The 14,411-nt window shown below is 59.6% G+C and carries 13 protein-coding genes and 1 pseudogene; 5 read left to right on the top strand and 9 right to left on the bottom strand.

Features of this window, described 5'->3' with window-relative positions; genetic code table 11:
- Window positions 1-72 precede the first annotated feature (72 nt).
- A complete protein-coding gene (pmrG, locus tag V0R60_RS26405; RefSeq protein ID WP_330080951.1) occupies window positions 73-747 on the bottom strand; it encodes a lipopolysaccharide core heptose(II)-phosphate phosphatase PmrG in 675 nt (224 codons plus the stop codon).
- Between the two features lie 198 nt (window positions 748-945).
- On the opposite strand from pmrG, the gene V0R60_RS26400 reads away from it, so the two are divergent.
- The 3 genes from V0R60_RS26400 (at window position 946) to V0R60_RS26390 (ending at window position 3,055) form a co-directional block, all read left to right on the top strand.
- A complete protein-coding gene (locus V0R60_RS26400) occupies window positions 946-1,515 on the top strand; it encodes a GNAT family N-acetyltransferase (RefSeq protein WP_136474378.1) in 570 nt (189 codons plus the stop codon).
- A gap of 77 nt (window positions 1,516-1,592) precedes the next feature.
- The gene (gene tesB / locus V0R60_RS26395) at window positions 1,593-2,462 is read left to right on the top strand and encodes an acyl-CoA thioesterase II (RefSeq protein WP_136474379.1); all 870 of its coding nucleotides are present in this window, start codon (window positions 1,593-1,595) and stop codon (window positions 2,460-2,462) included.
- Window positions 2,459-3,055: an HAD family hydrolase gene (locus V0R60_RS26390; protein ID WP_330080952.1), complete on the top strand. Its 597-nt coding sequence runs from the start codon at window positions 2,459-2,461 to the stop codon at window positions 3,053-3,055. The genes tesB and V0R60_RS26390 overlap by 4 nt, the downstream gene beginning before the upstream one ends.
- Window positions 3,056-3,062: 7 nt before the next feature.
- Here the strand turns inward: V0R60_RS26390 and V0R60_RS26385 are convergent.
- From V0R60_RS26385 to V0R60_RS26375, 3 genes and pseudogenes are all read right to left on the bottom strand, one after another.
- Window positions 3,063-5,532: pseudogene (locus tag V0R60_RS26385) on the bottom strand (TonB-dependent siderophore receptor).
- Window positions 5,533-5,636: 104 nt separating this feature from the next.
- Window positions 5,637-6,584 carry a FecR domain-containing protein gene (locus tag V0R60_RS26380; RefSeq protein ID WP_330080953.1) on the bottom strand — a complete coding sequence of 316 codons (948 nt, stop codon included), beginning with the start codon at window positions 6,582-6,584 and terminating at the stop codon, window positions 5,637-5,639.
- Window positions 6,585-7,085 (bottom strand): sigma-70 family RNA polymerase sigma factor, encoded by a 501-nt coding sequence (locus tag V0R60_RS26375; RefSeq protein WP_136474383.1) that lies wholly within the window; start codon window positions 7,083-7,085, stop codon window positions 6,585-6,587. It lies immediately after the preceding gene.
- 141 nt (window positions 7,086-7,226) lie between these two features.
- Here V0R60_RS26375 and V0R60_RS26370 point away from each other — a divergent pair, with 141 nt between their 5' ends.
- Window positions 7,227-8,237, top strand: coding sequence for a zinc-dependent alcohol dehydrogenase family protein (locus V0R60_RS26370; protein ID WP_330080954.1), 1,011 nt, complete (start codon window positions 7,227-7,229; stop codon window positions 8,235-8,237).
- Window positions 8,238-8,510: 273 nt separating this feature from the next.
- Window positions 8,511-9,764: an aromatic amino acid transport family protein gene (locus tag V0R60_RS26365; RefSeq protein WP_136474385.1), complete on the top strand. Its 1,254-nt coding sequence runs from the start codon at window positions 8,511-8,513 to the stop codon at window positions 9,762-9,764.
- A 4-nt stretch (window positions 9,765-9,768) separates the two neighbouring features.
- Here the strand turns inward: V0R60_RS26365 and V0R60_RS26360 are convergent, their stop codons facing one another.
- The 5 genes from V0R60_RS26360 to V0R60_RS26340 all read right to left on the bottom strand — a co-directional run.
- The gene (locus V0R60_RS26360) at window positions 9,769-10,383 is read right to left on the bottom strand and encodes a TetR/AcrR family transcriptional regulator (RefSeq protein WP_330080955.1); all 615 of its coding nucleotides are present in this window, start codon (window positions 10,381-10,383) and stop codon (window positions 9,769-9,771) included.
- A gap of 73 nt (window positions 10,384-10,456) precedes the next feature.
- A complete protein-coding gene (locus tag V0R60_RS26355; protein ID WP_330080956.1) occupies window positions 10,457-11,884 on the bottom strand; it encodes a purine-cytosine permease family protein in 1,428 nt (475 codons plus the stop codon).
- A gap of 95 nt (window positions 11,885-11,979) precedes the next feature.
- Complete coding sequence (locus V0R60_RS26350) at window positions 11,980-13,122, bottom strand: acyl-CoA dehydrogenase family protein (RefSeq protein ID WP_330080957.1); 1,143 nt, start codon at window positions 13,120-13,122, stop codon at window positions 11,980-11,982.
- Window positions 13,112-14,278: a CaiB/BaiF CoA transferase family protein gene (locus V0R60_RS26345; RefSeq protein WP_330080958.1), complete on the bottom strand. Its 1,167-nt coding sequence runs from the start codon at window positions 14,276-14,278 to the stop codon at window positions 13,112-13,114. Before V0R60_RS26345 ends, V0R60_RS26350 begins: the two co-directional genes overlap by 11 nt.
- 24 nt (window positions 14,279-14,302) lie before the next feature.
- Window positions 14,303-14,411, bottom strand: a 109-nt coding sequence (locus tag V0R60_RS26340) for a hypothetical protein (protein WP_330080959.1), incomplete at its 5' end; no start/stop codon positions are given.

Below are 14,411 nucleotides of genomic sequence, written 5' to 3'. Positions count from 1 at the left end.
GGCTGTTTCTGCGGCGATGACGGCCATTTTTGCCAAAGTCGGCATCAGCGGCATCAATTCCGATTTGCATGCTTACGTCCGTGTGCTGTTCAGGAGTTTTTTCCATTCACTGGCATTCATCTGGCCGAGTATTTTCGCTTTGCCGTTTGCGCTGACCGAGACGAACAACGCACTGGCGTATTCGCTGGAGCGCAGGCCGCCAGGCACCTTCAATTGGCGTTGCACGTGGTCGATGCAACCGCTATGGGTCACCAGCACCAGATTGTGTTTTGGCGACTTGTGCGCCAACGCTGAGTCGGCGAAGTCCTGGTCGCACGCTTTGACCCAGTCTTCGCTGCCAATCGCCTTGCCGAAGATAAAGTGTGCAGTCTGTTGCGTTCTGATCTCTGGGCTACTCAATACCTCGGCGTCGGCAAGCCCGAGCCGCTGTAGACCCGCGCCAACATTGCTGGCTGCCTTGCTGCCGGCCACGGTAATGCCGCTCGGATCATTCAGGCAGGCATTGCTTGAACGATCACAGCGTTCGGCGTGTCGGATCAGCACGATCACCGCACCCTTTGACCACTCACGGTAAACACCGCTGCTGCGCATTTGATTGTCACTGCCCAAGTCCACAATAAGAGTTCTCGTTGATGCCCATGTGGTAAGGGTGGCCAGCGCGAGCATGATGCACAGGCCGATGAACATCGTTTTTACAGTGAACAAACGTCGTCGCTTGAACGGTTTTTGCGCTGTGTCTGACAGCATGTGGCTACTCCGTAACGCGGAACTGAATGGGGTGATAGCCGGGTGGGGTATGCACCACGAATAGGGCCGCACTGTAGGCGGCAGCCCGTGGTGAGCAGGTGAAGTGGATGTAAAAAAAATCTTCAAGGAGCAGGTTGCGCTTCTGTGTGCCGTCCTACGCTATAAAATGCAGGCCGCAGAAACGGAGAAAAATACGTAATGACCCCCATACTCGAACTGGAAAGCGCACGACTTGTGCTGCGCCAATGGCAGGACGATGACCTCGCCGAGTTCGCCGCCATGTGTGCCGACCCTCAGGTGATGCGCTATTTTCCTGCCCCGCTGACGCGCGTGGAAAGCGCGGCGCTGATTGGGCGTATTCGGGGGCACTTCAATGAGTACGGCTTCGGCTTGTGGGCGTTGGAGCGCAAGGACTCGGGGGCCTTCATCGGCATGACCGGCCTGCTCAATGTCAGTTTCGATGCTCACTTCACCCCAGCGGTGGAAATCGGCTGGCGTCTGGCCCGGCGCCATTGGGGGTTGGGATTTGCCAGTGAGGCAGCCTGGACCAGCTTGCGCTGTGCATTTGCCCAGTTGGATTTGCAGCAAGTGGTGTCGTTCACCACCGAAAGCAATTTGCCGTCACAGAAGGTCATGCAGGCGATCGGCATGCAACACGACATTGATGGCCATTTCCTTCACCCCAAGCTTCCCGAGTTTCATCCACTGCGCCCCCATGTGCTGTACCGCATCAGTCGTGCCCAATGGCAACAGACCCTGCGCGGCTGAATTGCACAACATACGGGGCGGCTATGACAAACCCTGTATCATTTGTCGCAGTTGCGCATCGCTTTGGAGAATCTTGAATGAGCCACGTGTTGGACGATCTGGTCGACCTGTTGAGTCTGGAAGCTATCGAGGAAAACCTGTTCCGCGGACGGAGCCAGGACTTGGGCTTTCGTCAGTTGTACGGTGGCCAGGTACTGGGTCAGTCGTTGTCGGCGGCCAGTCAGACGGTCGAAGAAGCACGCCATGTGCACTCGTTGCACGGCTATTTCCTGCGTCCTGGAGATGCGGCGATGCCGGTGGTCTATTCGGTAGATCGCGTGCGTGATGGCGGCAGCTTCAGTACTCGGCGGGTGACGGCTATTCAGAAAGGTCAGCCGATTTTCACCTGCAGCGCTTCGTTCCAGTATGACGAAGAAGGCTTTGAGCATCAGACACCGATGCCGACTGTGGTTGGCCCGGAGAATCTGCCCTCGGAGGTGGAGTTGTTCAAGCGCATGGCCGATCGCCTGCCTGAGTCGATTCGCGACAAGATGCTCTGCGCCAAGCCCATCGAGATGCGTCCGGTTACTGAAGAAGATCCGTTCGATCCCAAGCCCGGTGACCCGGTCAAGTACATCTGGTTCCGTGCCGACGGCACGTTGCCGGACGTACCGGCGCTGCACAAATACATGCTCGCCTATGCCTCGGATTTCGGACTGTTGACGACGTCGTTGCTGCCTCATGGCAAATCGGTGTGGCAGAAAGATATGCAGATCGCCAGCCTCGATCATTCGCTGTGGTTCCACGGCAACCTCAGGGCTGACGAGTGGCTGCTGTATGCCATGGACAGTCCCTGGGCGGGCAATGCGCGTGGTTTTTCCCGCGGGAGTATTTTCAATCAGGCTGGGCAACTGGTTGCCTCGTCCTGCCAGGAAGGTTTGATTCGCCATCGCAAGGACTGGGCATGAGCCTGACAGCTATCCGCCATTGGGTCTTCGACATGGACGGCACCTTGACCGTTGCCGTGCATGACTTCGCCGCGATTCGCGAGGCCCTGGAGATTCCGCCGAGCGACGATATCCTCACCCACCTGGCGGCGCTGCCTGCCGCCGAAGCTGCGGCCAAGCACGCCTGGTTGCTTGAGCACGAGCGCGATCTGGCCATCGGTTCGCAGGCGGCGGTCGGCGCCGTGGAGCTGGTGCGTGAGCTTGCCGGGCGCGGTTGCCAATTGGGTATTCTCACCCGCAATGCGCGTGAACTGGCCCATGTAACGCTGCAAGCCATTGGCCTGGCTGACTGCTTTGCCGAGCAGTATGTGCTTGGGCGTGACGAGGCGCCGCCCAAGCCACACCCAGGTGGCCTGCTGAAGCTGGCCGAGGCCTGGAATGTGGCGCCAAGCGAGATGGTCATGGTGGGCGACTACCGTTTCGATCTCGATTGCGGTCGGGCTGCGGGTTCGCGAACCATCCTGGTCAACCTGCCGGACAACCCCTGGCCGGAGTTGACCGACTGGCATGCGGCGGATTGCCGGGCGCTGCAGGCCTTGTTGCGTCAGGGCTGAAGCCCGGTCAGAAGTCCCAGCGCGTGGTCAGCATTACATTGCGTGGCTCGCCATAGTAGGTGGTGTCGAAGTTGCCCAGGCCACTCAGGTAGCGCTTGTCAAAGACGTTGTTGGCATTGACGGTAAAGCTCAGGTGTTCGTCGTACTGGTAGCGGGTCATCAGGTCGACCAGGGTGTAGCCACCTTGTTTGATATAGGTGTAGTCCTGGGCCGCATAGCTATAGATCTTGCCGTAGAACGCGCTTTGCCAGTTCACCCCGCCACCCACGGTGACTTTGTCCAATACGCCTGGCAGGCGGTAGGTGCTGAACACGCGCACCAGGTGTTCAGGCTTGCTGGTGCTCATCGGAAAGCCGTAGACGTGTTGCTCGTCCGCGTCCCGGGAGCGGGCATAGGTGTAGCCGGCCGAGAGGTTCCAGCCCTCCATCAGTTCGCCCGCCAGCTCCAGTTCCACACCTTTGGTAGTAACACCGCTGGTGGACTTGTAGATACCTTCGCCGGTTTGCGGGTTGGTGCCGATGGACTCGGCGATGTTGTCCTGTTCGATACGGAACACTGCCAGGCTGGCGTTGAGCCTGCCGTCGAAGTAGGCCGCCTTCAGGCCCGCTTCATAGCTATCGCCTTCGACCGGATCGAGAGTTGCGCCGTTACTGTCCTTGTTGCTTTGCGGCTGATAGATCGAGGTGTAGCTGGTGTATACCGAGTAGGTGTCGTCCAGGTCATACACAACGCCCGCGTAGGGTGTGACCACGCCGTGTTGCTTGTAGCTGGTCGAACTGTCCGCGAAAAATCGGATTCAAGCCATCGTAGTCATAGTTGTCGCTGTACTTGAACGTACTGACCCGGGTGCCGAGGATTACCGAAAGGTCATCTGTCGGGCGCAGGCGGGTAGCGATGTAAGCACCGTTCTGGCTCTTTTTCTGCTCGTACTTACCGTTCTTGGGGAAGTCAGGCACGGCGAGGTCGCCGTTCCATTCAAAGATACTGCCCGGTACAAGACCGCCGCCGCTGGTATCCCACGTAGCGCCGGTCTGGCGCGAGTTGGAGGTGCTGAAGCCGACCACCAAGTCGTGTTGACGCCCGAACAGTGAGAAGGGGCCGGAAACGTTCACGTCAGCGCTGTTCTGCACCCGGTGGCCTTCCCAGCGCCCCCAGATGATACCCATGCCGTTGCCGGCGCGATCTGGAGAGCCGAAGGCGGATGCCAGGCGCGTGTCGTGGTCGCTCTGCAGTTGGTTGACACTGAACTTGAGCGACCAGTCGTTGGCCAGTGCCTGTTCCAGCGAGGCGAAGTAGGTGCGATTGTCGAAGTCCCGACGGCTCCAATCGGCACCGGTGTTCAACGAACGCGGAAAATCAGTCCGACCGCCATCGGTGTAGTACACCGGGTTGCCGGTCCATGATGTTCCACGCGGGGTGGTGGTTTGCTGGTCGATGCCAACGGTCAGCAGTGTGTCGGGCGTAATGTCGGCTTCAAGAATGCCGTAGTACACCTCTTTCTTTTGCTGGTAGTGATCCTGGTAGCCGTTCTTGTCCTGCTTTGCACCGACGAAGCGGCCACGCAGGGTGCCAGTGCTGTTCAGTGGGCCGGAAACATCGCCTTCGCCGCGGTAGTTGTCCCAGCTGCCAGCACTGCCGGTGAGCGAGGCCTGAAACTCTGCGGTGGGTTTTTTGCGAATCAGGTTGACCGTGGCAGAGGGATCGCCGGAGCCAGTCATCAGGCCGGTCGCACCCTTGAGCACTTCGACCCGGTCGTAGATAGCCATGTCGACATGCGCCGTGCCCTCGCCATACACACCGTCGTAAATGGTGTTGACGCCGTCGTACTGATAGTTGGTGATCACCAGGCCGCGGCTGGTGAACTCGACCCGGTCGCTGTCGTAGGTCTGGGCGGAGACGCCGGGGGTATTGTTGAGGACGTCGGCGATGCTCTGGGCACCTTGGTCGTCCATCATTTGCCGGGTGACGACGGTGATTGTCTGCGGGGTTTCGCGAATCGACAGTGGCAGCTTGGTGGCGGTGCGGGAGGCGGCGGTGGTGTAGGAGCCGGTATTCTCCGTGGTTTCACCCAGCAGTTGGCCGTTGATACTGGTCGCCCCCAGTTCCAGTGCCTTGCCATTGCTGACCGGCACCAATACATAACCGCCGTTGCTTTGACGTTGAGCTTGCAGGCCGCTGCCCTGTAGCAGGCGCGCCAGGCCTTCTTCCACCGAGTAGTTGCCTTGCAGGCCGGCCGATTGCTTGCCCTGTGTCTGGCGCGCATCGAACGACAAAGTGATGTTGGTGAAGGTGGCGAACAAACTCAGGTTTGTGCCCAGCGCCCCCGGCGCGATCTGGAAGTTTTTGCTGGCGCTCTGTGCCATGGCTTGGGTGGGGATCAGCGCCAACAGTGGCAGCGGCGCCAAGGTCAGGCCGAACAACGCCAAGTGTACGGCGCGAACCAGAGGGCGGGGCGCCCGGGGGCAAGAACGGGACATGCAGGTTTCCTTCGATTGGCTGGGCAGAGTGGCAGCTGAATTTGCTGCTTTAACTGCGTAGCCGAATGAGAATGAAAATCGGAAACCCCGATAAAGGTTTTTTTTCAGGCCGGTTCGATGCTGACCCAGTAGCGCGTCAAATAGCGCACCTGAACAGGCAGGGAGGCACTGAGGTTTTCCAGGATGGTGTCGCTGTCGTCGATGCGAAAGGCCCCGGACAAACGCAGGTTGGCAATGCTGTCGGCGCAGCGCAGCACGCCCGGTCGGTAGCGCCGCAGCTCGCTGACAAAGTCGGCCAGCCGCCACTCGATCACCGTCAGCATTCCCTGGGTCCAGGCGCCAGTGCCTGGGGCTGCCAGGTGGGCTGCGCTGAGGTTGTGCCGGTCGAAGCTTGCTGCCTGCCCGGCTTCAAGACGCAACATGAGCAAGGGGTTATCCATTGGCCGGATTTCCACTGCATGCTCGAAGACGCTCACTTCACTTTTGCCATTGTCGCTGCGCACGCTGAACCGTGTGCCCAGCGCGCGCACGCGACCTTCGGCGGTTTGTACCGCGAAGGGGCGGGCACCCGGATCGCTCGCTGTTTGCACCATGATTTCGCCTTGGTGCAGACGCAACAAACGCTGTTGGCCGTCGTAGAGGATATCCACCGCGCTGTCGCTGTTGAGATGCAACTGGCTGCCATCACTGAGCCTGACCTGGCGCCGTTGTCCTTTTCCGGTTCGCAGTTCGGCCATCAGCGCCTGGCCAGGCGTGCTTTCGCGCACTGCCCAACCGGTAGCGCCAACGGCCATGAGCATGGCCAGGGTTTTAATGACTGCGCGGCGACGTGCGCGTACACCGTTCAGTGTCGGCATGGCGATATCGGCGGGAAGGCTGCCGAACTGGCGCTGCAGTTTTTCTACCCGCGCCCAGGCCTGAGCATGGGCCTGGCTTTTACCCAGCCAGTCTTGCCAGGCTTGCAACTGGGCGTCATTGGGCTGCCCGGCGTTGAGTTGCACGTACCAGGTGGCCGCGGCTTCCAGGGTGCGGTAATCCAGGGAGTGAGCCATTCAGTCGTCCGTCAGCAGCAGGCAATGGGTCATGGCGCGGATCAGGTGCTTTTTGACGGTAGTGACCGAAACGCCTACACGCTCGGCGGTGGCTACATAGTTCAGGCCCTCGAGTTGCACCGCGAGGAAAATACGTCGAGTGCGCTCGCCCATGCCATCGAGCAGTGTGTCCACAGCGACCAGGGTCTCGAGGATCAGCAGGCGGGTTTCCGGTGAGTCGGCCAGGCGCTCCGGGCGGTTGGCCAGCTCGGCAAGATAGGCCTGCTCCAAGGCTTTGCGCCGGAACTTATCGATCATAAGGGCATGGGCAATGGCGCCCAAATAGCTTCGCGGCTCGCGGATGGTCTGAGCATTACGCGCGGTCAGCACCCGGATGAACGTGTCCTGGGCGAGGTCAGCGGCATCGCTGGCGTTGCCCAGGCGTGAGCATAACCAGCTTTTCAGCCAGCCATGGTGTTCGCTATAGAGCGTATGCAAAGCACTATGATCGGGAGCGGACATAAACGGCAACTAACGTAGTAACTGATAATTACTCGCATTATTGTAGTTTGTCTGAATATTTCGCAAGAGCTGATGCTTGACCGGTGTGCAGTCCAGGCCAAGACTGGTCAGCTACTTACACGGTTCTATCAGGAGGTTCGCATGACCAGCAAGGCCATTTATGTGCAGGCGGGCGGCGGTTACGACAACGTTCAGGTCGGCGCCTGCGAGGCAGCAGCGCCCGCGGCTGGCGAGATTACCGTGCGGCTGCACGCCAACTCGCTCAACTATCACGACTTTGCCGTTGTCAGTGGCATGTGGGGTCCGAGCGAATCGCGCATTCCAATGGCCGATGGTGCCGGTGTGGTGACTGCAATCGGCGCCGGAGTCAGCGAGTTTGCCGTGGGTGACAGCGTGGTCAGTACCTTCTTTCCAGATTGGCTGGACGGTCAGCCCCTGGTAGAAGGTTTCGCCACGGTGCCGGGTGATGGCATCGACGGTTATGCCCGCGAACAGGTTACCGCGCGCGCTACCTCGTTTACCCATGCCCCCAAGGGTTACAGCCATGCCGAGGCGGCGACCCTGACCACTGCAGGGCTGACTGCCTGGCGGGCGCTGATGGCCGATGATTCGCTTAAGCCGGGCGACACCGTGTTGGTGCAGGGCACCGGAGGTGTTTCGATCTTCGCGCTGCAATTTGCCAAACTGGCCGGAGCCACTGTAATTGCCACCTCGTCCAGCGACGAGAAGCTCGAACGCCTCAAGGCGATGGGCGCCGACCACCTGATCAACTACCGCAAGACGCCTGCCTGGGGTGAAACCGTGCGCCAGCTCACGGGCAACCGGGGTGTTGATCACGTAATTGAAGTGGGCGGCCCGGCCACCCTGGAGCAGTCGATGATCGCTGCGCGTATCGGCGGGCATATTTCGTTGATCGGTATTCTCACCGGCGTCGCCGGGCAGTTGCCGTTGGTTCAGGCACTGGTGCGCCAGATTCGACTGCAAGGGGTATTGGTTGGCAGCCGGGCGCAGCAACAGGCGATGGTGCGCGCAATCGATGCCAATGGTTTGCGTCCCATTATCGACAAGACGTTTGCTTTAGAGCAGATCGTCGATGCGTTCCGTTACCAGGAAAGTAACCAGCATTTCGGCAAGATTTGTCTGGAATTCTGATCGCTATTTGCAGCGAGGCGGCCCGACCTTGGTCGGGCTTGACCTCCGCGCAGCACCGTTCGTAACCGCTAACTATCTGCTTTTAAAGCCTTTTTACGAAACTTCGTATCACACTCTTTCGCATAGGGTGAATGTTATTTCAAACACCTTGTGTGATATTTTGCCCGCTGCTCGAGAATTCCATGGTGCAGTGCTCAGCGTTAATCGCTGAGCCTGTGACGCATCGCTTCAGGTGCATCCGGTAATAAATATAAATACGCAGTGAGTGTGATCATGAGTGCAAAACCCAACACCGCCTTCGGCGGTGCTGCCCCGTCCGTGGCCGAATCATCGGGCCTGGAGGTCAAGCGTCTGACCTTCGTAGAGGCCGTCGCCATGATTGTGGGCACCAACATCGGTGCTGGCGTGCTTTCAATGGCCTACGCCAGTCGCCTGGCAGGTTACTTGCCACTGTTGTTGTGGCTGGCCGTTGCCGGTGTCTTCACCACCATTTCCATGCTTTACGTTTCCGAAACCACCCTGCGTACCCGCAGCCATCACCAGTTGAGTGGCCTGGCGCAACGCTACGTGGGCTCCTTCGGCGCCTGGGCGATTTTTCTGTCGGTGGCGGTCAACAGTATTGGTGCGCTGACTGCGTATATGAGCGGTAGTGGCAGGATCCTCAGCGAGTTCTTTGGCATCAGTCCGGCGCTGGGTAGCCTGCTGTTCTTCCTTCCTGCAGCGTTCGTGCTTTACCTGGGCCTGAAGGCAATCGGCAAGGGTGAAAAGTTCATCAGTATCGGTATGGTATCGATGACCCTGGTGCTGGTGATTGCCACACTGATCAATGAAAAAACCGATTTCGCCAACCTCTTCGAAGGCAGCTGGATCTACATGATCCCGGTGTTCAACATTGCCGTGTTCTGCTTTTCGGCGCAGTACGTGGTACCGGAAATGGCCCGCGGCTTCAGCCACGCACCCAAGCGCCTGCCGGTTGCGGTGATTACTGGAATGGTGATCACTTTTGTTCTGCTGGCTATCGTTCCGATGTCGGTGATTGCCCTCAATGGCCTGGAAAACCAGACCGAAGTGGCCACCCTGGCCTGGGGCCAAGCGCTGGGACAATGGGCGTTCTACACTGCCAACACCTTTGCGTTGTGCGCCATGATGACCTCCTATTGGGGCCTTGGCGGCAGCTTCCTGACCAACATCTTCGACAAGTTCAAAAGCCTGGGCTCGGAAAGCAATCCCAAGAACCGCTTGTTGGTACTTGCCATTGTTTGCGTGCCGCCGTTTATTCTGGCCTACAGCGGCATGGTCGGCTTTGTGAACGCGTTGTACTTCGCCGGTGTGTTCAGCGGCGTGATCTTGTCGATCATGCCAATCCTGATGCTGCGCTCGGCGCGCAAGAACGGTGACATCGTTCCAGCCTGGCAGTGTGGCTGGATCGCTCACCCTGTGATTCAGGTGATGGTAGTTTTCCTGTACCTGTGCAGCATGGCCTATGCGATTGCCAGCGCATTGGGCTGGTTGCCGGGCGGCTGGTAAGACTTTATGTGCGAGCAGTGGTATTGCTGCTGCTCGCAATGATGCTCATCGCACAACGGGTGAGCACCTCTGTCAGCTGCTGTTCGCCAACCTGAGTATCGTTCCACTGCGATTGGCCGTAGAGCATGCCAATGACCGCATTGGTGATGAGACTGATCTCGCCGTCGGGCTTGCCGCGCTGTTGGTACTCCGTGGCGATCGTTGCGCTTAGCAGGGCGTAATACTCACTGCGCAGTCTGTTGGCCTGTTGTTTGTGTTCTTCGCTGAGGTTCACGAACTCTCGCGTCACCAATATCAACCTGTACTGCTCATTCAAGTTGAAGGTGACGAACGCTTGAACAAAGCGACGTACCCGCTCGTACGTGGTGCTCGCACCTTTCATGCGCCGCTTGGTATCGGCCAGCAAGTCCGCCAGGGCTGTTTCAATCAGCTCGTAGAGCAGGCTCTGCTTGTTTTCGATGTGATGGTACAGCGAGCCTGCATGCAGGCCGACATAGCTGGCCAGGTCGCGCAGGCCAATTGCTTGAAAACCTCGGGTTGCGAACAGCTCGATGGACGCATCCAACAAACGGTCGCGGGCGCTGAATGGCGTACTGGCTGACACGGCGGCTGCGAGCATGTTGAACCCCTCGGTAAACAACAACGTTCAATGCAAGGGCGGCCGTTGCCGGCCACCCTTGCGTCATCTTGATTCAGACCGGGCTGTGTTCCTGCGGCAGAATCAGTCGCTCGGGAATGCGCTGCACAGCACTGCGCGCCACCAGGTAGTACACCAGGGCAGGCACTGTGAGACCGATCAGCCACGAAATATCCGTACCCCCCAATACCTCGACCAACGGGCCGGTGTAGAAGCTGGTAGCGATGAATGGCAGCTGAATCAACACACCCAAGGCATAGATCACGATACCTGCGATGTTCCACCGTCCGTATCGTCCATCTGGATCAGAAAGCGCCGGAATGTCGTAACGCTCTTTGGTCACCAGGTAGAAGTCGACCAGGTTGATCGCACTCCACGGTGTGAAGAAGGCCAGCAAAAACAGGATGAACGCAGAGAAGTCGTGCAGGAACGAATGCCGTCCCAGCAGCGCCAGGGCAGTTGCCAGTCCCACCATGAACAGGATGTAGACGGTGCGCAGGCCGCGGGATATTTCCTGGTTGCCGCGAAAACCACTGACGATGGTGGCCAATGACATGAAGCTGCCATAGGCATTGAGCGTGGTGATGGTCACCTTGCCGAATACGATGCTGAAGAACAGCAGCGAAGCCACCACGCCGCTGGCGCCCATGCCGACGATGTAGGCGACTTCATGGCCGGCAAACTGATCACCGGCAAGCGCTGCGACGAACACACCGAAGACCATCGAGATCTGTGTGCCGATCACCGAGCCCAGGCCTACGGCGAGAAACGTCTTCAAGGTCGAGGTGTTTCTCGGCAGGTAGCGGGAATAGTCAGCCACGTAAGGACCGAAAGCGATCTGCCAGGATGCAGACAACGAAATCGCCAAGAGAAAGCTGCTCAGGGAGAAGTGCCGGTTGGCGAGCAGTTCGCCGATGTCATGGGCAGACAACAGTCGGTAAAAGAGGTAGAAAAACGCTACCACCCCGATCACGCTCGACAGCCTCCCGATCCAGTGGATGGTGCGATACCCCAGCACCGTCAGTACCACGATCAGTGCGGCAAAAATCAGAATGCCCGTTGCGTCACTGACATTGACCAGTTGGCCGATGGCCTGACCTGCCAGCACCGAGCCACTGGCGGAGAAGCCAACGTACATCATGCACACCAGCACTATCGGTATCACAGCCCCATAGACCCCGAACTGGACGCGGCTGGAGATCATTTGCGGCAGTCCCAACTGCGGGCCTTGAGCCGCATGCAGCGCCATGATCGCGCCACCGAGCAATTGCCCGAGGAGCAGGCCGATCAATGACCAGAACACATCGCCACCGAGCACCACGGCGAGGGCTCCGGTGACGATAGCGGTGACTTGCAGGTTGGCCCCGAACCAGAGGGTGAACTGGCTGAGCAGCCGACCATGGCGCTCGGCGTCGGGGATGTAATCGATGGAACGCCGTTCTATATACGTCTTGCGCTGCGCACTTTCTTTGGAGGCGGACATGGCGATTCCTCTCAGGTGTCGTTCGATACGACAACCTTCTGGAGTTTCAACATTAAGGAAGGGGCCTATGGGACAGGCCCCGGTTATTCGCTTGATTAGCGGTGGGCGTCGAGCAAACTGCGTGAAATGATGATTTTCTGTACTTCCGAGGTCCCTTCGAAAATCCGCAGGATTCGGGCGTCGCGGACATAGCGCTCAAGCGGCAAGTCACGGATGTAGCCGTAGCCGCCGTGTAGCTGCAGCGCAGCGTCGGTGACGAAGCCTGCACATTCGGCGGCAACCAGTTTGGCGGTCGCCGAATCCAGGCTGAAACGTTCGCCGCTGTCGCGGCGGGCAGCGGCTTTCCAGGTGAGCATGCGTGCGCCTTCCAGCTGTGCGTACATATCCGCCAGACGCCATTGGGTGCCTTGGTAGGCAGCCAGTGGTTTTGGCCCGATCTGCCGTTCGCGCACCCAGTTCAAGCTCGCCTGCAGGGCCGCGTTGGCGATCCCCAGCGACATGGCTGCGACTTCCACTCGACCGCGGTCGAGCACGGCCATCGCGGTGCTGAAACCAGCGCCTTCCTCACCCAGCAAGGCCGACTCGGGCAGCCAGCAATCCAGTGCCAGTTCGTAGATCGTGCTGCCGCGCAGGCCCATGGTCTTTTCCGGGCTGGAAAAGCTGATACCTGCGGTACCTTGGGGAATCATGAACGCGCTGATGCCCTTGTGTCCGGCGTCTGCATCGGTTTTGGCGTACAGCACGATGAAGCCGGCTTCACGGGCGTTAGTGATGTAGTGCTTGCTGCCGCGTACGCGCCAGCCGCCGTCTTCGCGTTGCGCGCGGCAACGCATGTCGGCGGGGTTGGAGCCGGCAGCAGGCTCGGTCAGTGCGAACGCGCCGAGCAATTCGCCGCTGGCGGCGCGCGGCAGCCATTCCTGCCTTTGCGCTTCACTGCCGCCGATCAGGATCGAGTCGGTGGCCAGAAAGTGCGCGGTCAAGGCTGATGCGGTCGAGGCGCAAGCGCCGGCCACCGCTTCGACCACACGGCTCATGGCCAGGCTACCAATGCCCAGGCCGCCGTATTGCTCGGGCAAATTGATCCCCATGCCGCCGAGTTCGCCCAGTGCCTGCAGGCTTTCGGCGCAGAAGGTTTCGGTTTCGTCGTAGTGTTGCGCGCGTGGCTGAATAACCTCGCGAGCCAGCTTCTCAGCCGATTCGACCACCGCCTGTTCAACCTGGTCCAGTTCAAAGTTCATGGGAGAGCTCCTGTTTCTGTAGTCCGAACGCCTGGTTGTCGGCACCCAGGCGCGGGGCGAGGGTGGTGGCGTGAGGTTTGTGGCCGTTGAAGAAAACCGGTTGCGGTACCAGCGGCAGTGCTGAACCTTCGGGCCGAATCAGCAGTTGGCGAACCTGCGCCTGCTCGCTTTCGGCAGCTTGAGCCAGGGTCCACACCGGAGACGACGGCACACCGGCATCGAGGAGAATGTCGCAAACCTGCTCGACGCTCAGTTGGCGGGTCCAGGCTTCGATTGCACGGCGCAGCGCTGGCTCGTTCAAGGTGCGTTGTGGGTCTGTGGCGAAGCGCTCATCGCTGGCGAGTTCAGGCGTGTTCATGCACTGGCAGAGGCGCTGGAACAGCTTGTTGCTTGCGACCGCGATCACTACCAGGCCGTCGGCAGCGCTGTAGGTATCAAAGGGCGTCGAGACCGGATGGCGGTTGCCCACCAGCCCTGGTGTTACGCCATTGGCGAACAACCCGGACAGGCCGGTCATCTGCAGGCTGAACAGCACGTCGAACATGGCGACGTCGATGTATTGGGCCCCGGGTGCATGACGCTCGCGAGCAAAAAGGGCGGAGCTGATTGCCCAGGCGGCATACACGCCGGCGCACAAGTCACCGATGGACTCGCCGCTGCGGGTCGGGCCTGTTGCGGCAAAACCGGTGACGCTCATCAGCCCGGACATTGCCTGGGCGACAATGTCGTAGGCCGGGTTGCTCGACAGCGGGCCGTGCTGACCGAAGCCGGAGATGCTCGCGTAAATCAGCTTCGGGTTGTATTGCTTGAGGGTGTCGAAATCGATGCCCAGGCGTTGGGTTACGCCGGGGCGGAAGTTCTCGACGACGACGTCGGCGTCACGCACCAGCTCATACAGGCGGGCACGCTCGGCACTGTCCTTGAAGTCGATCTCGACACTGCGTTTGCCGCGGTTGATCAAGCCGAAGTAGACACTCTCTCCATCCTTGAACGGCCCCAGATGACGGCTGTCGTCACCGTGCTCGGGCACTTCGAACTTGATCACTTCGGCGCCAAGGTCGGCGAGCATTGCGGTGCAATGCGGGCCGGCCAGAACGCGGCTCAGATCGAGCACGCGAACGCCGTGGAGCTGTTGGGTGAATGGGCTGCTGGTCATGGTCCAAGCTCCTCGAAAGTGGGGTCAGGCCTTGCTGATCATCGGTAGGTTCAAGTCTTGTTCCTTGGCGCAGTCGATGGCGATCTGGTAACCGGCATCGGCGTGACGCATGACACCGGTGGCCGGGTCGTTA

This window comes from Pseudomonas auratipiscis, assembly GCF_036324085.1.
Lineage (GTDB): Bacteria > Pseudomonadota > Gammaproteobacteria > Pseudomonadales > Pseudomonadaceae > Aquipseudomonas > Aquipseudomonas auratipiscis.
Note: the sequence above shows the minus strand (reverse complement) of the source record. Positions and strands in the feature narration are given on the sequence as shown.